This is a genomic window from Mesocryomonas lacus (assembly GCF_055730135.2).
In genome coordinates, this window is record NZ_JBUZWE020000008.1 from 179,055 (window position 1) to 198,823 (window position 19,769).

At 65.0% G+C, this 19,769-nt stretch carries 15 protein-coding genes; 5 read left to right on the forward strand and 10 right to left on the reverse strand.

The features are described 5' to 3' along the window. Positions 1 to 234: 234 nt before the first annotated feature. Positions 235 to 1,248 carry a zinc-dependent alcohol dehydrogenase family protein gene (locus tag ACZLZY_RS14330; RefSeq protein WP_472934887.1) on the reverse strand — a complete coding sequence of 338 codons (1,014 nt, stop codon included), beginning with the start codon at positions 1,246 to 1,248 and terminating at the stop codon, positions 235 to 237. 104 nt (positions 1,249 to 1,352) lie between these two features. Between ACZLZY_RS14330 and ACZLZY_RS14335 the strand changes: the two genes are divergently transcribed. Then, positions 1,353 to 2,261, forward strand: coding sequence for a LysR family transcriptional regulator (locus ACZLZY_RS14335; RefSeq protein ID WP_472934888.1), 909 nt, complete (start codon positions 1,353 to 1,355; stop codon positions 2,259 to 2,261). A gap of 83 nt (positions 2,262 to 2,344) precedes the next feature. Here the strand turns inward: ACZLZY_RS14335 and ACZLZY_RS14340 are convergent, their stop codons facing one another. The 7 genes from ACZLZY_RS14340 to ACZLZY_RS14370 form a co-directional block, all read right to left on the reverse strand. Then, a complete protein-coding gene (locus tag ACZLZY_RS14340; RefSeq protein ID WP_472934889.1) occupies positions 2,345 to 2,734 on the reverse strand; it encodes a diacylglycerol kinase in 390 nt (129 codons plus the stop codon). Continuing rightward, positions 2,731 to 4,392 carry a phosphoethanolamine transferase gene (locus ACZLZY_RS14345; RefSeq protein WP_472934890.1) on the reverse strand — a complete coding sequence of 554 codons (1,662 nt, stop codon included), beginning with the start codon at positions 4,390 to 4,392 and terminating at the stop codon, positions 2,731 to 2,733. Before ACZLZY_RS14345 ends, ACZLZY_RS14340 begins: the two co-directional genes overlap by 4 nt. A 239-nt stretch (positions 4,393 to 4,631) precedes the next feature. Continuing rightward, positions 4,632 to 6,251, reverse strand: a complete 1,620-nt coding sequence (locus ACZLZY_RS14350; protein ID WP_472934891.1) for an ABC transporter substrate-binding protein — start codon at positions 6,249 to 6,251, stop codon at positions 4,632 to 4,634. Then, positions 6,251 to 8,626: an ATP-binding protein gene (locus ACZLZY_RS14355; RefSeq protein ID WP_472934892.1), complete on the reverse strand. Its 2,376-nt coding sequence runs from the start codon at positions 8,624 to 8,626 to the stop codon at positions 6,251 to 6,253. The genes ACZLZY_RS14350 and ACZLZY_RS14355 overlap by 1 nt, the downstream gene beginning before the upstream one ends. 155 nt (positions 8,627 to 8,781) lie before the next feature. Continuing rightward, entirely contained in the window at positions 8,782 to 9,510 is a 729-nt protein-coding gene (locus tag ACZLZY_RS14360) for a response regulator (RefSeq protein WP_472934893.1), read from the reverse strand. Beyond that, positions 9,507 to 11,240 (reverse strand): sensor histidine kinase, encoded by a 1,734-nt coding sequence (locus ACZLZY_RS14365; RefSeq protein WP_472934894.1) that lies wholly within the window; start codon positions 11,238 to 11,240, stop codon positions 9,507 to 9,509. The genes ACZLZY_RS14360 and ACZLZY_RS14365 overlap by 4 nt, the downstream gene beginning before the upstream one ends. Before the next feature lie 134 nt (positions 11,241 to 11,374). Further along, on the reverse strand, positions 11,375 to 11,686 hold the full coding sequence (locus ACZLZY_RS14370) for a hypothetical protein (protein ID WP_472934895.1): 312 nt from the start codon (positions 11,684 to 11,686) through the stop codon (positions 11,375 to 11,377). Between the two features lie 300 nt (positions 11,687 to 11,986). On the opposite strand from ACZLZY_RS14370, the gene ACZLZY_RS14375 reads away from it, so the two are divergent. Together ACZLZY_RS14375 and mbfA are read left to right on the forward strand one after the other, a co-directional pair. Then, positions 11,987 to 12,898 carry a mechanosensitive ion channel domain-containing protein gene (locus ACZLZY_RS14375; protein WP_472934896.1) on the forward strand — a complete coding sequence of 304 codons (912 nt, stop codon included), beginning with the start codon at positions 11,987 to 11,989 and terminating at the stop codon, positions 12,896 to 12,898. 146 nt (positions 12,899 to 13,044) lie between these two features. Further along, positions 13,045 to 14,028, forward strand: a complete 984-nt coding sequence (gene mbfA, locus ACZLZY_RS14380) for an iron exporter MbfA (RefSeq protein ID WP_472934897.1) — start codon at positions 13,045 to 13,047, stop codon at positions 14,026 to 14,028. Between the two features lie 244 nt (positions 14,029 to 14,272). On the opposite strand, the gene glgX is transcribed toward mbfA, so the two are convergent. After that, entirely contained in the window at positions 14,273 to 16,540 is a 2,268-nt protein-coding gene (gene glgX, locus ACZLZY_RS14385; protein WP_472934898.1) for a glycogen debranching protein GlgX, read from the reverse strand. A 163-nt stretch (positions 16,541 to 16,703) separates the two neighbouring features. On the opposite strand from glgX, the gene ACZLZY_RS14390 reads away from it, so the two are divergent. Continuing rightward, positions 16,704 to 17,114, forward strand: coding sequence for a CBS domain-containing protein (locus tag ACZLZY_RS14390; RefSeq protein ID WP_472934899.1), 411 nt, complete (start codon positions 16,704 to 16,706; stop codon positions 17,112 to 17,114). Here the strand turns inward: ACZLZY_RS14390 and ACZLZY_RS14395 are convergent. Then, complete coding sequence (locus ACZLZY_RS14395; RefSeq protein ID WP_472934900.1) at positions 17,092 to 17,709, reverse strand: hypothetical protein; 618 nt, start codon at positions 17,707 to 17,709, stop codon at positions 17,092 to 17,094. The genes ACZLZY_RS14390 and ACZLZY_RS14395 overlap by 23 nt on opposite strands. Before the next feature lie 290 nt (positions 17,710 to 17,999). On the opposite strand from ACZLZY_RS14395, the gene ACZLZY_RS14400 reads away from it, so the two are divergent. Beyond that, positions 18,000 to 19,769 (forward strand): SLC13 family permease, encoded by a 1,770-nt coding sequence (locus ACZLZY_RS14400; protein WP_472934901.1) that lies wholly within the window; start codon positions 18,000 to 18,002, stop codon positions 19,767 to 19,769.

The following is a 19,769-nucleotide window of genomic DNA, read 5'->3' on the forward strand; positions in this document are numbered from 1 at the left end:
TAAGCAGCATGCCGATAGCCGCGTTGTCTTAACCGTGGGGCCGTGGTGCAGAACTGCATCTGGCAGCAACGCTCCGCCCTGAAGCGGTCGCACCTGTATGCACCCCGCCTTCGATCAAGCCGATGACGGGGTGTAGACCAATACAACCGGACGAGCCGCGACGGATAGCCGCGTCGCGGCGATGAGATCTCGCCCCGCAGATTGCAGTACGCGGCGTGCGTCCGCCCGTGGCGCCTAGAACTTGATCATCACCTTCCCCAGATGCTCTGCCGCCGCGAAATAGCGGTAAGCCTCGGGCGCGTCCACGAAGGCAAACGTCTTGCCAGGGATGGTGTCCAAGCCCTTGGCTTCGATGAAGCGAAGGAGGTCGACGAACATGGCACGGCTGCCATTGGCGATGCCGCGGATCGTCAGGTTCTTGGCGATGAAGGCGAGATAGTCGGGAATGGCGGGGCCCTTGCCCGGGGAAACGCCGACTACGACGATCTGGCCGTTAACGGCACAGGCGGCGATGGAATGACCGAGCGTATCGACCCCACCGGTCTCGATGACGATGTCGGCGCCGGCACCGCCTGTCTCCGCCATCAGTTCCGCTGCCCAGTCGGCGCTGGTGCGGTAGTTGATGGTGATGTCGGCCCCGAGCGTACGGACGAGGTCGAGCTTCTCGTCCTGCGAGGAGGTGATGGCGACACGCGCCCCATGTGCTTTCGCGATCTTCATCGCGGCCAGCGAAACGCTGCCGGTCCCGAGGCACAGGACGAGATCCCCGGGTTTGACGTGGCACATCTCGGCCAAGGCGTGCCAGGCGGTGAGGGCCGCCGAGGCGAGGCCGGCGACGTTCTCGTCGGCAATGCCGTCCGGCACTCGGATCAACGCGGGCGCGGGCAGCACGACCTTTTCAGCCAGCCATCCATCCCGCGTGACGCCGATGTCCTCGGCGAAGACGTCCTGACGAAACCCGCCGTCGAGCCAGCTGGAGAAATGACCGCAGACGACGCGGTCGCCTGCCTTCACCTCGGTGACCCCGTCCCCGACCGACACGACCGTGCCCACACCTTCCGACATCGGAATTCGCGTCGCAGGCTGGTCGCCGCCATAGGTGCCGCGCAGCAATTGCAGGTCCCGGCTGATCATGCCGACGAGGCGTGGCGCCACGACAACTTCGCCGCGGCCGGCAACCGGCTCCGCGCGCATCGTCGCGGTCAGGGCGTCGATGCCGTTCCGCGATCCAATCTGGAATGCTTTCATACTGCTGGCCTTCTCTCGTTGTGTGAGGCGAGCATACGGAGAATTCAGATCGGCAGTGGCGATGATCGATCGCCATCGCGGCGACCGATGCGCTACAATAAGCGATGGCCGATGATCTTGTGGGGATTTCCGTCTTTGTGACAGCCGTGGAGGCTGGCGGCTTTTCCGCGGCGGCCGAGCGCCTTCATTTGTCGCGTTCGGCAGTCGGCAAGTCGATCGGTCGCCTGGAGAAGCGGCTGGAGGTTCGGCTGTTCCACCGCACCACCCGCAGCATGACGCTCTCCGAGGATGGGCAGTTCTTTTACGAGCACTGCTTGCGGGCTCTCGCCGAACTCAGGGCAGGACGGGAGGCGCTCACCTCCGGAAAGAGCGTTGCGACGGGCAGGTTGCGTGCCTCCTTGCCGGTGCTGTTCGGCCGCAGATGCGTCGCTCCGATCCTCACGAGCCTGGCAGGCAAGCACCCGCTCCTGGAACTCGAGCTGAACTTCAGCGATCGGACCGTCGACCTCGTCGAGGACGGGTATGACTTAGCCATCCGCAGCGGCGCACCTGAAGGTGGCGCAGGGCTGATGACCCGCCGTCTCGCCTCGCAGACGATGATCCTCTGTGCCGCGCCCCGGTACCTTGTGGAGAACGGCACGCCGCGATCGATCGGCGAATTGGAGCGGCATGCGCTGATTGCCTATGCGGCGAGGGGCCAACTCAGGACATGGCTGTTCCCGCGGCGCGGCCATGCGCCGATCGAAATACAGCCGGCAGGACGGATGCGCTTCGACGATCTCGAGTCGATCTCGGATGCCGTTGCCGATGGACATGGCATCGGTTGGCTGCCGCGCTGGCTGGTCAGCGACCGACTGGGTGCTGGCGAGATCGTCGAGGTGCTCGCCGACGTCCCGCCGCTTGTCGTTGACATCCATGCGGTCTGGCCGGAGACGCCCCATCTCCCGTTTCGAACCCGGCTGGCGATTGACGCCTTGGTTCAGGAGCTCCCCCGGACGATGGACGCCATCTAGCGTTTTCCCGGCAATGCTCGAGCGTGATCTCAGTTAGCCTTTCGCGTGACGGCCAGATTGCCAGATGCGCTTCTGATGACCGGTCAAGCCGTCCAGAGCGCCGCGATTGCGTGAACGAGATTTGCCGCGAGAAGGCAGAACACGGCGAAGGAACCAAGGTCCTTCGCGTGCCCGGCAAATTCGGCATAGTCCGGGGATATCCGGTCGACGAGCACTTCTATCGCGGTGTTGAGCGCCTCGACGGCGAAAAGGACGAGGGCGAGGGTGATCTGCGTCGCGTAGCTCCCGATCGGAACGCCCCATCCGGCGAACAGGACCAGCAAGACGAAGAGCGCGATGAGTTCCTGCCGAAACGCCGTTTCGCCAAGCAGGCGTTTGAGCCCCAGGAACGAGTAGCCGGCGGAAGCGAAAGTATGGCGCAGCCCGAACGCCTTCACTGGTTTGGTCTGAAACTTCGGCGCGTCGTCGGTCACGACGGGTTTCCCGCCGGCGCGCTGTCCGTGGGCTTCTCCTTCGCCTGTCGGCAGGTGCCGAAAGCGTCGAGCGCGGGATCGTAGACGCCGGTCGACACATCGGTAAGGCCGAGGATCGTGTGGAAGAGGTTATCGTGCGAGACGGGACGGTCTCGTTCGTCGCGCAGGCAGTTCATGTCGATATTGCTGGCCCGCTGGTACGCATCCGAAAGCCAGGTGATGAAGGGGATATGCGTCTGGGTCTGCGGCGCCAGAAAATACGGCGTCCCGTGCAGGTAGAGCCCGTTCTCGCCGAGCGACTCGCCGTGATCCGACATGTAGACCATGGCGGTTGCCGTCTCCGGACCCTCGGCCTTAAGAAGGTCGATGACCTCGGACAGGATATGGTCGGTGTAGAGGATCGTGTTGTCATAGGCCGCAACGATCTCCTCCTGCTGGCAATCGGCGAACTGGGCGGTCTCGCAGGCCGGACCAAAGCCTGCGAACGCCGGCGGGTAGCGCTTGAAATAGGCGGGTCCGTGACTGCCGAGCTGATGCAGCACGACGACGGCGTTTCCTGTCTTCGGCCGCTGCTGCAGGAACAGCTTCAGGCGTTCGATCAGGACCTCGTCCTTGCACTCGCCGCCCTCGCAGAACAGGGGATCGTTCGCGTCCGGCAGGAACTCGTACGCGACCCTGTCGGCGACATGCTTGCTGCCCGTGTTGTTGTCGAACCAGTCGACGGCGAGGCCGGCATGCTGGAGAACGTCGACGAGGTTTTCCGACGCGAGCCCCTTGGCCGTCGAATAGTCAACGCGCGGGTAGACCGAGAACATGCAAGGAAGCGAGATGGCGGTCGCGGTCCCGCAGCTCGACGCCTGCGTGAAGCTCACGACATTGCGCTTTGCGAGTTCGGGATTGGTGTCTCGACCGTAGCCGTTCAGGCTGAAGTTCATGCCACGCGCCGTCTCCCCGACGACGATCACGGTCAGCGAGCGCAGGCCCTTGGAGGCGAAGCGCGAGCCTTGCTGGGCGTCGGTGCCCAAAGGCGCTGCAACGATGTCGCGCTCTTTTCTCAGGCTCTCGACATATTTGACGGCGCCGGCGATCGGCGCGCCGGGATTGAAGGTGTCCATCAGATCGCCGCGCTCGCGGAAGGTCGAGGAGTAGGACGCGTAGTTCAATCCGACGATCGTGATCGCCCCGAGCAAGCAAGGCAAGATGACTGCCATGTTGAACAGGAACTTCTTCGGAAAGGCCCGATGGACGATCCGTACCCAGGCGATCAACAGGCAGGGCAACACGACGTAGAGAGCGAGATGCACGAAGAGATTGGGCGTGAAGAGGTTGCGCGCTTCGCCGCTCGTCGTGACGACAGCGCTCTGGATCATCTCGCGATCGATGATCGTGCCGAACGTGTCGGTGAAATACGAAGCCGAGCCGGCGACGACGATGAGAAGGATAAAGACGGGCTTGATCAGGTATTTGATCGACACCGTCGTCAGCGCCGCGACCGTCAAAAGGAAGATCGCCACCACGAGAGCGGCGAACTGAGCCTCATGGCCGGCGAAGTAACGAAGGCCTTTTGCGAGGAACGTCTGGTTCGTTGCGACGAGGAGGTAGGCCGATACGACGACCGACAGCGTGATGCTGCCGATGCGCGGTCTGGATAGTTTCATGGGGATCTTTGGATTCGAAGGGCAAGGCGAGTTGGGGCGTCAACTCCCTGAACCTTAAGAGGGTTGCCCCTTCGAATTGATGGCCATGGCTATACGGATCGCCAATCATTCGCGGCGCCGCGTTCGCTTTCTCCAAGCACAGGATGTCAGCGTGCCGGGTGCTGGTCGATCGCACGCGGCGATCTGGCGCTGCCGGCAATGGACCTGAAGCGGGCAAGATTCCTTTCGCGGTGATCCCGTCAGTTGTCGTTGGCGTCATCCACCAGGTCGACATTCTCCATCATGTGGTAGCCGAGCGGATCGATGATGAAGCCCCTGACCTCCTTGCGGGCCGCGACCATGAAGATCGAGTGCGCGATCGGAACCCAAGGGGCCTGCTCGTGAAAGATGACCTGCGCCTGCTGGTAGAGCGCTATCCGCTTGGCGACGTCCGATGTGGCTTTGGCCTCGACCACGAGAGCATCGAAACTGCGATCGCACCAGCGTGCGATGTTGTTGCCGCCGATGCGCGCGGCAAGGCAGCCGAGCAGCGTGTGCAGGAAATTGTCGGGGTCGCCGATGTCGGCCGCCCATCCGTAGATCGCGAGCGTAAACTCGCCTTGCTGCAGGATGTCGCGATAATCCTTCCATTCCGCGGTTTTGAGCTCGAGCCGGATGCCGAGCTTGGCAAGGTCGGTTTCCACCATCTCGGCGACGCGCTTGCCGTTCGGCGTATACGGACGGTCGACCTGCGGATACCAGAGATCGACCGTCATCCCCTCGGTGATCCCCGCCTCGGTCAGCAGCCGGCGGGCCGCCTCCGGATCGTAGCGGTAGGGCGCGATCCTGTCGTTGTAGCCCCACAAAGTGGGGGGGATCGGATTGACCGCGGCGACGCCGGTCCGCGGGTAGACGGCCGAGATGATCGCCGCCTTGTCGATGGCAAGGTTGATCGCAAGGCGGACCCGCGCGTCGTCGAAGGGTGGGCGCGTCGTGTTCATGGCGAGGTAGCCGATGTTGATCCCTTCCGACGTATGCAGCGTCAGCCTCGGATCGGACCGGATCTCGGCAAGGTCCCCGGGTTCCGGATAGGCTGAAATGTGGCATTCGCCGGCCTTCAGCTTGGTCAGCCGGGCCGCCGCCTGCGGGGTGATGGAGAACACCACCGTGTCGATCGGCTGCCGCCCGCGCCAGTAGCCGGGGAAGGCGCGATAGCGGATCGTCACGTTCTCGTGGAAGCTCGAGAACATGAACGGGCCCGTGCCGATCGGCTGGGTGTCGAACAGCTCCTTCTTGCCGGTCTTTAGCAAGGTGTCAGCATATTCGGCGGAGAGGATCGCGTTGAACGACATGGCGAGATCCGACAGGAACGGCGCTTCCGGACGGGTCAAGCGGATGTGCACGGTGTGCGGATCGGGTGCCTCGACGCTTTCCAGAAGGTCGGCCATGCCCATGTCCTGGAAGTAGGCAAATCCGCCGCCCGCGGTCGCGTGGTAGGGGTGATCCGTTTTCCACTGCCGCAGCAGCGAGAACACCACATCGCGCGCGTCGAAGTCGCGGGTGGGGGTGAACAGCGCATTGGCGTGGAAGTGAACGTTCCGGCGGAGCTTGAAGACATAGTCGCGCCCGTCGGGGGAGATGCTCCAGCTCTCGGCGAGCGAAGGCTCGATGATGGTGGTGCCGACCTTGTACTCGACGAGGTTGTTGAACATCGGATGCGCCGCATCCATCGCCGTTCCGGTGACCGCCAGTTGCGGGCTGAGGGTTTCGGGATTGCCTTCCGAACAGAAGACCAGCGTCTTTGCCCCGGCGGGAAGCACGGGGAAGGCGAATGCCAAGAGGATCAGGCTCGGCAGGATGCACGACATTCTCTGGATCATCACGAGGCCTCCGGGCTTTCGGTGTCGTCGATCGAGGTGGCTTGCGGTGCGGCAGACGGCAGATCGATGGTGAAGCGCGCGCCGGGCAGCGGCGGGCGGTCGAACCGCACCGTTTCCGGGCCGCCCATGCTGATCGTGCCGCCGAGGGTCGCGGTGACGAGATTGAAGACGATGTGGAGGCCAAGCCCGGTCGATCCCTTGCCGCGTCCGGTGGTGAAGAAGGGGTCGAACACCCGCCGCCGATGGGCAAGCGAGATGCCCTGTCCGTCGTCGGAGAAGATGATGCGCACGCCGCCGTTCCGCTGGGCGATCTCGACGCGGACCAGTCCCCGGCGGTCCGCGGGAAAGGCATGGGCGAAGGCGTTGGACAGGAGGTTGGTCAGCACCTGCGCGAGGGCGCCGGGATAGGAGTCCAGCACGAGGTCCGGCTCGCAGAGGACTTCGGTGCGGTGTCCGGCGCGTTTCGTCAGCGGCCCGAGGCTTGTGAAGAGATCCTCGGTGAAGGCCTGGAGCTCGAACGTCCGCCGCTCGCCGCTCGCCTGGTCGACGGCGACCTGCTTGAAGCTCTGGACGAGATTGGCAGATCGTTCGAGGTTGGCAAAGATCAGGCGTGCGCCCTCTGCGGTCCGTTCGACGAAGGTGTCGAAAGCCTGGCGCGTCACCTGTCCTTGTCGCGCTTCTGTCTCGAAGCGGCGCGTCTCCTCGTTCATCACCGTCGCCGTCGTCAGGGCGACGCCGAGCGGCGTGTTGATCTCGTGCGCGACGCCGGCGACGAGCTGCTCGAGCGAGGCAAGCTTTTCCGCCTGGATCAGCTGGGACTGGGTCTCCTTCAGCTGGCGCAGCGCATCCTCGGTGCGTTCCTTGGCGACGCGCAGGGCGTTTTCGCGCTTGCCGAGCTCGCGCAGGAAATGGTTGGTCGCCCGCGCCATGGAGCCGATCTCGTCGCGCCGATCGTCGTCGGGCAAGGGGCCTGACAGATGACGGGAGGCCCGGTCGAGCATCCCGTCTTCCAGCCGCTTCAGCGGCTTCAGGATGGACTGTGCGACCAGCACCGCGGTCGCGGCGCCGACGACCAGGCCGATGATGGCGCCGAGCACCAGAATGCGGCGCACATTGGCGCCGATCGACTCCGCATTGGCCGACAGGGTCGTGTTCAGCGTCGCGACCTCGAGGAGCATGATCGAGGCGATGTCGCCCATCGATCCGAGAATGGCGTTCTGGTCGGAAAGGCCCGTCTTGATGTCCCCGAGGCCTTCCCGCCACTGCTCGATCGCGTCGAGCATCTCGGTCTGGATCAGGGGGGAGATCGGTTGCGATGCGATGGTGTCGGCAAGGCCCACGCTCTCCACAATGACGTCGGAGACAACGTTCACGTCGCGGGCCGAGAACGCGGCCAGCGTGCGATCGCCGAGCTTCAAGGTGGCGATCGCGATGTTCTGGGTGGCTTGCTCGGTCTCGTGCGCCTCGACGGTATAGGTCAGCAGTTCCGCGGCCTGGTCGTGCAGCGACCGTTGCTCGGTCGACTTGACCTTGAGCAGCCGGTCCAGCCAGTCGAGCGAAGCGCCCGTCGCCCCGCCGCCTAGGATGTCCGCGAGAAGCACCCGCAGTTCGGCGGCCTCGCTCCCGGACGCCCCGAGCGCGCTTTCGAGATCTTGCGCTGCATGGCTGAGGCGGGCATTGGCGTAGGACTGGTCCGGCGGCGGATCGGTGCCGCCGTCCGCCACCCGCCGTTCCCTGTCGGTGATGGCGATCCGGACCGCGGTGGCGGTATCGACGAGGGTCTGGGCGGCGCGCAGCGCCGCGTCGCGATGGGTCAGTGTCCGCACCACGTCGGCGTTGGACTCGTGCTGCCGAAGGCGCGCTTCGTCGGTCAGCTTGATCAGGCCGCGCAGCCGCTGGTCCATCTGCGAGAAGAGTGCGTCGTTGCGCTCGGTCGACCGCGCGAGATCCTGCATCGCCGTGAAGTACTGCGTCGCGCTCTCGCGGACCGAGGCGATCGCGCCGTCGGTCTCGCTGCCGAGGCTCCCCGCCTGCAGGTTCTCCAGTCCGACCTCCGCCGATTTCAGGGATGTCCCGAAGCCGGCCAGATACCGGTCCCGCGTGGCCGGGGGTGAGGCGAGGTAAGCGTCGCGACGGCTCATGGCCGACACGATCTGACGGTAGATGGTGGCGACCTTCAGCGCCGCTTCATGGGTCTGGTCCGCCTTGTGGAGCAAGCCGATCGACGCAAAGGCGAGGGCGGCCGCGATGGCGATCGGAATGGCGCCGACGAGAAGGATGGAATGCCGGATGCGGGGCGGACGCGGGCGAAGCCAGCCTCTCGCTTTTTTCCGCGCCAGGGGTGCCGTAGGCTCGGCCGGCAGTTCATGCCGCACTGGAAGGCCTCCCCCCTGTCTGGTTGTCCCGCTCCGTCATGCGTGCCGCGTGCTCCGTTGCACCGGCATCTTTCACCGCCGATGTTTCCGGCAGATTTCTTGCTGGACCTCAGCCCCGCAACAGTCGCGCAATGAAGGCGGCGCCAGCGCGGCGGCTATCCCTCCGGGGCGAAGAGATAGCCGGCGCCTCGGATCGTCCGGATGATCGTCGGTCGCGCCGGGTCATCCTCGATCTTGCGGCGGATGCGCGTGATGCGAACGTCGATCGACCGGTCGAAGGGATCCACGTCGCGCGCATTGGCAAGGGTCAGCAGCCGTTCGCGGGTGAGCACCCGGCGCGGGTTCTCGGCAAAGGCCTTCAGCAGATTGAACTCGCTCGGGATTAGCTGCCACTCATTGCCTTCCTCGTCGCGCAGAAGCTGGGTGTCGAGATCGAGCAGCTTGGCGCCGAAACGCACCTCCCGGCGCGGCGGCTCGAGGCTGGCCAAGGCGGGCCCGACAGTTCGCGGCGGTTGCGCGCTGCGGCGCACGACGGAGCGGATGCGCGCCAGAAGCTCACGCAGTTCACAGGGCTTGGCGAGATAGTCGTCCGCCCCGAGTTCCAGCCCCACCACGCGGTCGATCAGGCTCGCGGTCGCCGTCAGCATGATCACCGGGACAGACGGCTCGCCTTTCAGAAAGCGCACGAGCGACAGCCCGTCCTCGCCGGGCATGTTGAGGTCGAGCACGACGAGAGCCGGCGTCTCTTCGGGCAAGATGGCACGCAGGGCATCGCCGCCGTCGCAGAGCTTCACCCGAAAGCCGTTGAGGGCGATATAGTCGCCGATCAGGGTGCGCGTGTCGGTCTCGTCGTCGACGACGATGATCAGCGGGTCGAGGCTCATGGCTTTGCCCCGGCACGCAGCGGCAGGACCACGGCGAAGCTGGCGCCGCCGAGCGGTCCGCTCTCCGAGATGTCGATGCGCCCGCCATGCAGGTCGACGATCTTCCTGACGATCGAGAGGCCGAGGCCCGTGGAGCTCTCGCCCCCCGTCGGTTGCGCCGACAGGCGCTGGAACCGTCCGAAGAGACGGGTGACGTCCTCCGGCTTCAGCCCGGGACCGCTGTCGGCGACGACAGCTTCCGCCTCGGATCCGACCCGCCGCGCGGTGACGCGGACATGGCCGCCGGGCGGGGTGTACTTGACGGCATTGCTCACGAGGTTCTCCACCGCCTCCATCAACCGATCCGGATCTGCCGAAATGGGGAGGTCCGCTTCGAGCTCGATCTCCAGGGTTTGCTGCTTGGCGGCGGCCAGGCCCTCGTTCAGTTCGGCGACCGCTCGCACGATTTTCCCGAGATCGACGTGGCGGCGATCGATCGAGATGTCGAAGGCATCCGCCATGGCATCGGCGACCGAGACATCGACAATCCGGTTCATGCGCTGTGCCGCGGTGCGCACGTATCCGATCTGGACATCCATCGCCTCCTTCGCGTCTCCGCCGCTCTTGGCCGCCAGCGCCGTCAGCATCTCGGCGCGGCCGAGGATCACCATCAGCGGGTTCTTGAGATCATGCGCGATGGTCCCGAGGATCTCGTTCTTGAAGGCGTTGACGCGCCGCAGCTGGGCCCCTTGCCCCTCGAGCCTTACATTGGCCTCGGCGAGCGCCGCCGTCCGTTCCTCGACCCGGCGCTCCAGTTCGGCATTCGCTTCGGCGAGGCGCTCGTGCAGGCGGGCATTGTCGAAGGCGACGCCGAGCTTGGACGCGAAGACGTTGACGAGGGCAAGCTGCGTCTCGGTCAAGGCGTCGGGGCCGTCGAGGATGACGAGGATTTCCGCACCGCTGCTGGTCTGCAGATAAAGCCTCTTATGGCCGGGCGAGGCGAGGGCGTGTCCGTCGCGCATGGCATCGGCAAACAGGGTGGCGAAGTCGATGGCGCCGTCATCCATCGCCGCGAAGCTGCCGCTGCGCGCCAGAACCGAATGCACGCCGTCCACGGTCTCGCGGAGGACGAGAATGCCCCCCGCCTCGATGCCCAGCAGCGCGTTCAACTGCAGCAGCACCCCCTCGGCCAAGGTTCCGAGCGAGCGCCTGTCGTAGAGCTCGGCCGCCGAGGCGACGATCAACGCCAGCCCGGCGCGGGTGTGCTCGAGGCGGCGAAGCTGCTCGTAGCTGCGGACGGATGCCGTCAGCGTCGTGAACAGACGCTCCGCCGACAGTTCGGTCTTCGCCTTGTAGTCGTTGATGTCGTAGTCGACGACGATCCGCTGCTCCGGAGCCTGTCCCGGCTGCCCGGTCCGCAGGATGATGCGGACGAACTCGTTGTGCAGGTCTTCCCGGATCCGCCGGGCGAGCTTCAGCCCGGCATCCTCGGTCTCCATGACGACGTCGAGCAGCACGATGGCGGTGTCGGGGTTGCGGCGCAGCAACTCGAACCCCTCCGCCCCGGAATGGGCGCCGATGAGGTCGAAGCCGCGACCTTGCAGGCGGTAGTTCCGGAGCGCGTACCGCGTGCCGTCATGCACCGCCTGGTCATCGTCGATCACCGCAAGCTTCCAGCCGGCCGGGGGCGGGTCGATATCATGCCCGGGATTTCCCGCCGGATCGGCAAAGGTCATGAGATCCGTCGACATCGGAAGCGATCCAGCCCTTCCACGCGCCTTTTCTTGGCGGTGCCATTGCGTCAAGTCTACACATCTTCGGCAGTGTTTGGAGAGGCAAAGCTGAGGAGTTCAGATGGCCCCGACCAAGTGCGGCGCTCCGCGCGTCAGACGGTCCGCGCCCGCGACGGGTGCACCCTGTTCAGCCGGCTCGGCTGTGCCTGCCGGTGCGCTTCCAAGGCGACGTAGTAGTCGTAATCGAACTCACAAAGGTTCTGCGACGCGCGGTGAAAGCCTGGCAAAACGTTTGCCGATCGCCGCTTATTCATGGTGCGCCGACGTCCCCGCGTCACTTGCAAGCGAGCGAGGATGACAGCGCCGAGCTTTCCGGCGGACCGGGAGAGCGCCTGCGTCAGCGCCGCCGGCGAGACGGACACACGCGTGGTCAGGTCATGGATCCGGGGGGCGAGGTTCAGCATGATGAAGCACTCGAAGGGCCAGGGGCCGTTTGGTTTTCGAGCCGGGAAGTAGCGAGCGAATGTTTCGGCGGCAGTTCGAGACGGGGGAAAATGGTTTCGTCCAGATGTCGCCGCCGAACCTTTCGGTGACGCGACATGCCTGCGAAACAACAAGGCGGAATAGTCCGGCGCGCCGAAACCACTTTCCCGGACCGGGAAACGTCCCGGGCATCAGGCGGAAACAGGACGGCGGCATCAGTGAGCGGCGGCGGAGGGGATCCCCTCTCCCCGTGCCACTGTCTCAACGTTCAGGACTACACGATGTCTTCGATCCTTGATTTCCATCTTCTTCAATCGCTGTCCCTGACGGCCGCCATGGCGTTCGGCGTGATAGGCGCCAATCGCCTGACCGCCAGGCGTATCGCGCCTTGCCGGACCGTTCTGACGCCCGAGCAGCGCCGCCGGCTGGCGCTGGTGCGGGCTGTCTCGTCTTCGGTGCTGGTGACCGGCACCATGATCATCTGGCACAGCGAGTTGCAGACGCTCCTCGTCTCGCTGGCGGCGGTCGTCGTCGCGCTCGTCGTCGTGTCGAAAGAAATTATCCAGGGCGCCCTTGGTACTTTGGTGTCCAGCGCCTCCGGCTCGGTCCGGATCGGCGACTGGATCGAGGTGGCGGGCGTGCGGGGCGAGGTCGTGGACCGGTCGCTCCTGACGACGACGCTGAACGAGACCGGGGACGGTACCTTTGGATACGCCTACACCGGACGCCGGCTCGTGGTGTCGAACATTCACCTCTTCAACGCCACCACGCGGCGCCAGCGGTTCGGTCGCGAATTCGTGCAGCACCGCGTGGCCGTGATCTTCGACCGCGGGCCGTCGAACGCAGAGGCGCTGGCGATCTGGCGAAGCGAAGCGGCCCGTCTCTGCAAGCCATTCGCGGTTGCCGCAGCAAAAGCGCGAACGGCGATCGAGGCGGAACTCGGCGTGACGATCGGCTCGCATGAGCCGAGGACAAGGATATCGACGACCGAACTCGGCAAGGTCTGCCTCGAAGCGGAGTTTCTCTGCCCGACAAGCCAAGCCGCGCAGATCGAGGCCCGGCTGAAGACCAGCCTTCTCGACTGGCTGTCGGCGGCGGCATCCATCGCCAATTTCGGTCGCCGCTTCGACAATGCGAACGCCAATTCCACGTTGCCGCACGGAGACCGGATTGCGGGCAAGGAGGCGGCGTAAGCCCTGGCGCGCAGTGCCGACCGGCTTCCGCCGAAGGAAGCCGGTCGCTCGCTTTGACGATCCCGCTTCGTCTGCCATCCGACTGGCCCGTCGCAGTCTACAGTGCTACGCCATCACCTATATTGGAATTATTCTAAGTTAGGGGCATGGCCATGCGGTGGTTCGCGAACGGCAGAAAGCGTTTTAAGGATTTGTCGGAGCGGGAAATCCTGGCCCTCGCCATTTCGGCAGAAGAGGATGATGCGCGGATCTACTCCGGCTATGCCGAGCGTCTGGCGCAGGATTTTCCCGATACGGCCGCGGTCTTTCGCGAAATGGAACAGGAGGAGGACGGCCACCGCCGCGTCCTGATCGCCGAGCACGAGCGCCGCTTCGGCGGGGCCATTCCGCTGATCCGGCGCGAGCATGTGGCGGATTACGTCAGCCGGCGTCCGATCTGGCTGGTCGCCAATCTCGGGATCGAGCAGATGCGGGCGGAAGCCGACCGGATGGAGGATGCCGCTTGCCGGTTCTACGACGAGGCCGCCAAGCGCGTCGGCGACCCCTCTACCCGCCGCTTGCTCGGCGACCTGGCGGAAGCGGAGCGCCGGCATAAGGGCAAGGCCAACTCGCTGGAGGAGGCCCATCTGACGGGAGAGGCGCGCGCGGGTGAAGACCAGACGGCACGCAAGCAGCTGATCCTGACCTTGGTCCAGCCGGGGCTTGCCGGTCTGATGGACGGCTCGGTGTCGACCCTCGCGCCGATCTTCGCCACCGCCTTCGCGACGCATGACACCAAGACGACGCTGCTGGTGGGCCTTGCCGCCGCTGTCGGCGCGGGCATCTCGATGGGCTTCACCGAGGCCGCCCATGACGACGGCGTGCTCTCCGGCCGCGGCTCGCCGCTGAAGCGGGGTCTGGCCTCCGGCATCATGACCGCCGTCGGCGGGCTCGGCCACGCGCTCCCCTATCTCATCTCGGACTTCTGGACGGCGACCGCCATCGCCTTCGCCGTCGTCTTTCTCGAACTGTGGGCGATCGTCTGGATCCAGCACCGCTTCATGGAGACGTCGATCGTGCGGGCCACCCTTCAGATCGTCGTCGGCGGCGCGCTCGTCCTCGCCGCCGGCATCCTGATCGGCGGCGGCTGACTGCGATGGCTTCTCGATCAAATATACACAGGGTGCCGCGACACCCGCGATGACGGGACAACGAATGCCCTACAATGCCTCATACCGAAGCGAGGGTTAGTGCCTTTCGTTCGGGTGCCGAGCGTTAAGCCATTCTTCTGATGACCGTTTTCAGTGCAGGGGGCTGCGCGATGTAAACATCGCACAGCCCTCTGCACTTTTTATTCAAAGGCGTCGCTGAAGTGCAACGGCGCCCTTTTGTACTTCAGTCTCGAGGAAAGTGTACACGGTCCACGAAGGCCCGATCGAAGGCTTCGGACACATGCGCGAAGGAGCGCTGCGCCTCGGCCTGCCCGCGTTCGCCCTCGCTCGGCTCCAGCATGAAAACGAGGAAGGAGCGCCCGGTGACCATGTATTCGAACCCGAAGTCGAACGGCGCGAACTCCTCGCGGTCCGGCAGGTTGGTGTCGACCACGCACTGCCAGCGCGTGCCGCCGGCAGCCTCTGGCAAGGTGAAGTTCACGACGTCATGATGGGCGTTCATGACGATCATCATGGTCGCATCGGTGCCCGGACGACGGATGCCGGCGGCCTGCGCCCGGCCGTCCAGCAGCACGCCGAAGCAGCGCGCCCCCGCATCGGCCCAGTGCACCTCGTCGAACTCGGTTCCGGCAGGCGTGATCCAGGTCACGTCCTTAACGCCCAGTTCCTCGTCGTAGCGTCCGCTGAGGAACTTGCCCCGGCGCAGCATCGGCAGCGACTGACGGAGCATGATCAGCTTCTGCACGAACTCCGCGAGGTCCTTACCCTCCGGCGATACATCCCAGTTGACCCAGCCGATCTCGTTGTCCTGGGCATAAGCATTGTTGTTGCCGTTCTGCGTCCGCGCGAACTCGTCGCCCGCCAGGATCATCGGCGTGCCCCGCGAGAACAGCAAGGTCGCAAAGAAGTTGCGCAGCTGCCGGAAGCGGACGTTGTTAATCTCCGGGTCGTCCGACAGCCCCTCGACGCCGTAGTTGCACGAGAGGTTGTGCGAGTGTCCGTCGCGGTTGTCCTCGCCGTTCGCGTCATTGTGCTTGTCGTTGTAGCAGACCGTGTCGTGCAGCGTGAAACCGTCATGGGCCGTGATGAAGTTCACGGACGCCCAAGGCTTGCGGCCACGCCGGTCGAAGATGTCAGCCGACGCACTGAACTTGCCGGCGACGGCCGGAATCTTGCCCTCGTCGCCCCGCCAGAACGAGCGGATGGTGTCGCGGTAGCCGTCGTTCCACTCGGCCCAGCCCGGCGGAAAGCGTCCGACCTGATAGCCTCCCGGGCCGCAATCCCACGGCTCGGCGATCAGCTTGGTCTGCGCCAGCAGCGGATCCTGCATGCACGCGTGCAGGAAGCCCGAACCTTCGTCGAAGCCGGTCGGCTCGCGTGCCAGGATGGTCGCGAGGTCGAAACGGAAGCCGTCGACCTTCATCTCGCCGGCCCAGTAGCGCAGCGAATCCGTCACCATCTGCATCACCCGCGGATGCGCGGTGTTCACGGTGTTTCCCGTGCCGGTATCGTTGATGTAGTAGCGATTGTCGTCCGGCATCAGGCGATAATAGGTCGCGTTGTCGATACCCTTGAACGACAAGGTCGGGCCGAGCTCGTTGCCTTCGGCCGTGTGGTTGTAGACGACGTCGAGGATGACCTCCAGTCCCGAATGGTGGAACTGAGAGACCATCTCCTTGAATTCGTTGACGAAGGGCGTCGAGCAGTAGCGCGGGTCCGGGGCAAAGAAGCCGAGCGAGTTATAGCCCCAGTAGTTCCGGAGGCCCTTCTCGACGAGGTAGCTGTCATCGACGAAAGCATGGATCGGCAGTAGCTCGACCGAGGTCACGCCGAGACTCTTGATGTAGGCGACGACGTCCGCGTGCATCAGGCCGGCGAAGGTTCCGCGGTCGCTCTCGGGAACGGAAGGGTGAGTCTGGGTGAAGCCCTTGACGTGGGTCTCGTAGAAGATCGTCCGTTCCCACGGCACGTTCGGCTTGCGCTCTTCGCCCCAGGTGAAGGCCGGGTCGACCACGCGGCATTTCGGCACGAACGGCGCGCTGTCGCGGGTATCGAAGGACAGGTCCTTGTCCTTATGGCCGATCGTGTACCCGAACAGGGCATGGTCCCACACCAGCTCGCCGACATGCTGCTTGGCATACGGGTCAAGCAGAAGCTTGTGATGGTTGAAGCGATGACCGGCCTTCGGATCATAGGGGCCGTGCACGCGATAGCCGTAGGTGAGGCCCGGGCGCGCGGCTGGCAGGTACCCGTGGAAGATCTCGTTGGAATATTCCGGGAGCTCGATCCGCTCGATCTCCTGCGTTCCGGTGGCGTCGAAAAGGCAGAGCTCCACCTTCGTGGCGTGGGCGGAGAAGATCGCGAAGTTGACGCCGCGCCCGTCCCATGTGGAGCCGAGAGGATAGGGCCTTCCCTCCTCAAGTTGAGACCGCGACGAAGGCGGGCTAAAGGCCGGGGTGGCAGACTTCTCGACCGGGGTATGGATTGTCATGCGGGCTCACAGTGTTCGGATACAAAGACGAGGTCGAAAGTGCCGCCGATGCCGTTCGTTCCGCTCCCTGCCTTATTAAGTTGCGGGTGAACACAATCCCGAACCGTGCGTTATATCGCACTGCAAAATCACCGTGAGGGTTGTCGTGAGAGTTGCCGAATTGATGAGCCGCATCGTGGATTTTGCAGCGCCCGAGGACACGGCGCGCTCGCTCGCCGAGCTGATGGGCGATCTGGACGTCGGGGCGGTACCGGTCGGCAGCCCTTCGGATCCGCTGGGTGTCGTGACCGTCCGGGACATCCTCTACCGGGTCGTCGCCAAGGGCGGTGACCCGTCGTCCATGGTCGCCACCGAAATCATGTCGTCCCCGATCATCTGTTGCCGCGTCGACGATGGAGTGAACGAGGCCATGAGCACGATGGCGGCAAATCACATCCGGCGGCTGGGGGTCAGGGATCATACCGGCGAGATCGTCGGCTGGCTGACCTTGGCCGACATCTCGCGCAAGCTGCTGCTGGAGACGCGCGCGATACCGGAAGCTCTTCAGGAGGTCAGGTCCGAAAGCGTCGGTTAAGGCTCCGCGTCAGCTCCCGCGTCAGGGTGAGGCGTGCTGCGACATAGCTGAGGTGGATCGAGGCCAGATCGTTGTCGACGCCGGACAGCGTGACCAGCGACACCGCATAGGCATACTCCGAGAACCCCGCCTTTGCCGTTTCCGCCAGGATCAGCGACAGCGCCCTCGGCTGGCTGGCTGCCTGGTGGAAGGCGGCGATGGCGACGGCATCGGCGCGGATGGACGCGAGACCACGGGCGGCTGCCTCCAGCTGCACTGCCGACAGGTCCACCGAGACCGCTGCCGCCGCCGCCACTTCCAGCATCAGCGAACGGACCTCCGGCGTCACCACCGAGAGATCAAGGACGAGCGGGTAGGAGGTTTGAAAACGGTTATCGAGGTGTGCGCCGAGCACCTTGGAGGCGAGCGCCTTCAGAAGGATCTCCGAGCGCAACTCCTCGAAGGAAATCTCTCCGAGGGACGAGGTCCGCCCCATGTCGGCGGGCGGCGCTTCCGAGAACGGGCGATCCGCCAGTTCCACCAGCGCCTGCACTTCGCCGTCCCGAACGCCGCTGGTGACCGGATCGATCGCGTGGGGGGACTTGTCGTTTTCCATCACGAAAGATCCAATCTTTGGCGCCGGGCCAAACCGGGGTTGGGGCAGTGAAAACTCCCTCCAAGGACGGTTTGGAGCCGGAGGTGTTCCAACCCACCGGTAATTAGCGTGCCGCGAAGGCCCTGCGGCTATGCCGCGCAGGACGCCAAACGCCATGGGCAAAAGCGTGGGTCAGCCATTGTCGCCTTTCGCGCTCGCTCTACTCTCCCGCCATCCTCGCAAGCTGCCGGGAAAGCCCGGCTGTCAGATGCCGGGTCGCATCACCGCGTGCCTCTCTCGAAAGCCTCAGAATGACGATCGACCAAGCCCTGGCTTTCGGCCTCGTTTTCGCGACCGTCGTCGGCTTCATCTGGGGACGCTTGCCCTATGATCTGGTGGCGGTCGCGGCTTTGTTCGCCGGGCTGGTGCTCGGCATCGTGCCGTTCGATCAGGCCTTTACCGGCTTCTCCGACAATGTCGTCGTCATCGTCGCCGGCGCCCTGATCATCAGCTCCGCCGTCGCGCGCTCGGGTTTTGTCGAGGACCTGATGCGCCCGCTTCTGCCGTACATGAAGTCGGCCCGAAGCCAGGTGCCGATCCTCGTCGGGGCGACCATGTTGATGTCGATGGTGACGAAGAACGTCGGCGCACTGGCGATCTTCATGCCGGTGGCGGCGCAGGTCGCCAAGCGCAGCGGCACGTCGATCTCGCGCTTCCTAATGCCGATGTCCTTCGCCTCGCTCATCGGCGGCCTGGTGACCTTGGTCGGCACGTCGCCGAACATCATTGTCTCGAAGATCAGGGTCGACGTGTCCGGCAAGCCGTTTGGCATGTTCGACTACGCTCCGGTCGGCCTCGGCGTGGCGGCGGCGGGCTTCATCTTCCTCTCGCTCGCCTCGGGCCTCCTTCCCAAACGCAAGCCGGGCGGCACGGTGTCCGCCAGCTTCAATCTCGATGCCTACACCGTCGAGGCCGTCATCCCCGAGGGCTCGGCCTCCGCGTCCCGAACCGTTGGTGAGATCGAGGCGCTCGGCGACGGAGACATCCGCATCCGCTGGGTCATCCGGGAACGCTTCCGCCGGCTCGTGCCGTCGCCCGACATGCCGGTGCGTGGCGGCGACGTGCTGCTCATCGCCGGCGATCCCGAAGATCTCGAGCGCGCGATCGCCCGCTCGGAACTCCGGCTGGCGGGAGAGACGATCACCGCCGCAGCCGCCGACGTCGAGACGGAGACGGTGGTCGAGGCGATCGTGTCGCCGGCGTCGTCGGTCATCGGGCTGCCCGTCATCCGCGGCATCATGCAGCAGCATCCCGAAGTCGCCGTGCTGGCGATCAGCCGAGGCGGGCAGCCGATCAGCCAGCGCCTTTCATCCCTGAAGCTCAGGGCAAACGACGTCGTCGTTCTCAAGGGAACTGCCGACGACATTTCACAGGCCCTCGGCGCCTTGAACCTCTTGCCGCTCGCCGAGCGTCGCATCGTCCTTGGCCGCAACCGGCGCAGCTACGTGCCGATCGCGGTGCTGGCCATCGCGATGGCGCTGACGGCCGCGGGCATCGCGAGCGCCGCCGTCGCGTTTTTTGGTGCGGCGGTGACCTTGCTGCTGCTGCGGGTGATGAGCATGTCGGATGCCTATCACTCCGTCGAGGCCTCGGTGATCGTGCTCCTCGCCGCGCTCATTCCGATCAGCGAGGCGATCCAGACCACCGGCGGCACCGACCTGATCGCGGCTTGGCTCTCGCCGCTGCTGTCGGGGCTCGCGCCGTCGCTCGCGCTCGCCGTCGTCATCATCCTCGCCATGGCCGTCACGCCCTTCCTCAACAATGCCGCGACGGTGCTGATGATGGCGCCGATCGCCGCGTCGGTGGCCATCAAGCTCGGGCTCAACCCGGATCCCTTCCTGATGGGCGTCGCCCTCGGCGCGGCCTGCGACTTCCTGACGCCCATCGGCCACCAGTGTAATACGATCGTCATGGGCCCCGGCGGCTACAAATTCGGCGACTACTGGCGGCTGGGCCTGCCGCTATCCGTGATCGTGGTCCTCTGTGGCACGTTGCTGATCACACTCGTCTGGCCGTTCTGA

What these genes read in the sequence shown, in the direction of transcription:
- ACZLZY_RS14330 (WP_472934887.1), bottom strand. Translation starts at nt 1,248, where the DNA reads ATGAAAGCATTCCAGATTGGATCGCGGAACGGCATCGACGCCCTGACC.
- ACZLZY_RS14335 (WP_472934888.1), top strand. Translation starts at nt 1,353, where the DNA reads ATGGCCGATGATCTTGTGGGGATTTCCGTCTTTGTGACAGCCGTGGAG.
- ACZLZY_RS14345 (WP_472934890.1), bottom strand. Translation starts at nt 4,392, where the DNA reads ATGAAACTATCCAGACCGCGCATCGGCAGCATCACGCTGTCGGTCGTC.
- ACZLZY_RS14350 (WP_472934891.1), bottom strand. Translation starts at nt 6,251, where the DNA reads ATGATCCAGAGAATGTCGTGCATCCTGCCGAGCCTGATCCTCTTGGCA.
- ACZLZY_RS14360 (WP_472934893.1), bottom strand. Translation starts at nt 9,510, where the DNA reads ATGAGCCTCGACCCGCTGATCATCGTCGTCGACGACGAGACCGACACG.
- ACZLZY_RS14365 (WP_472934894.1), bottom strand. Translation starts at nt 11,240, where the DNA reads ATGTCGACGGATCTCATGACCTTTGCCGATCCGGCGGGAAATCCCGGG.
- ACZLZY_RS14370 (WP_472934895.1), bottom strand. Translation starts at nt 11,686, where the DNA reads ATGCTGAACCTCGCCCCCCGGATCCATGACCTGACCACGCGTGTGTCC.
- ACZLZY_RS14375 (WP_472934896.1), top strand. Translation starts at nt 11,987, where the DNA reads ATGTCTTCGATCCTTGATTTCCATCTTCTTCAATCGCTGTCCCTGACG.
- mbfA (WP_472934897.1), top strand. Translation starts at nt 13,045, where the DNA reads ATGGCCATGCGGTGGTTCGCGAACGGCAGAAAGCGTTTTAAGGATTTG.
- glgX (WP_472934898.1), bottom strand. Translation starts at nt 16,540, where the DNA reads ATGACAATCCATACCCCGGTCGAGAAGTCTGCCACCCCGGCCTTTAGC.
- ACZLZY_RS14390 (WP_472934899.1), top strand. Translation starts at nt 16,704, where the DNA reads ATGAGCCGCATCGTGGATTTTGCAGCGCCCGAGGACACGGCGCGCTCG.
- ACZLZY_RS14395 (WP_472934900.1), bottom strand. Translation starts at nt 17,709, where the DNA reads ATGGAAAACGACAAGTCCCCCCACGCGATCGATCCGGTCACCAGCGGC.
- ACZLZY_RS14400 (WP_472934901.1), top strand. Translation starts at nt 18,000, where the DNA reads ATGACGATCGACCAAGCCCTGGCTTTCGGCCTCGTTTTCGCGACCGTC.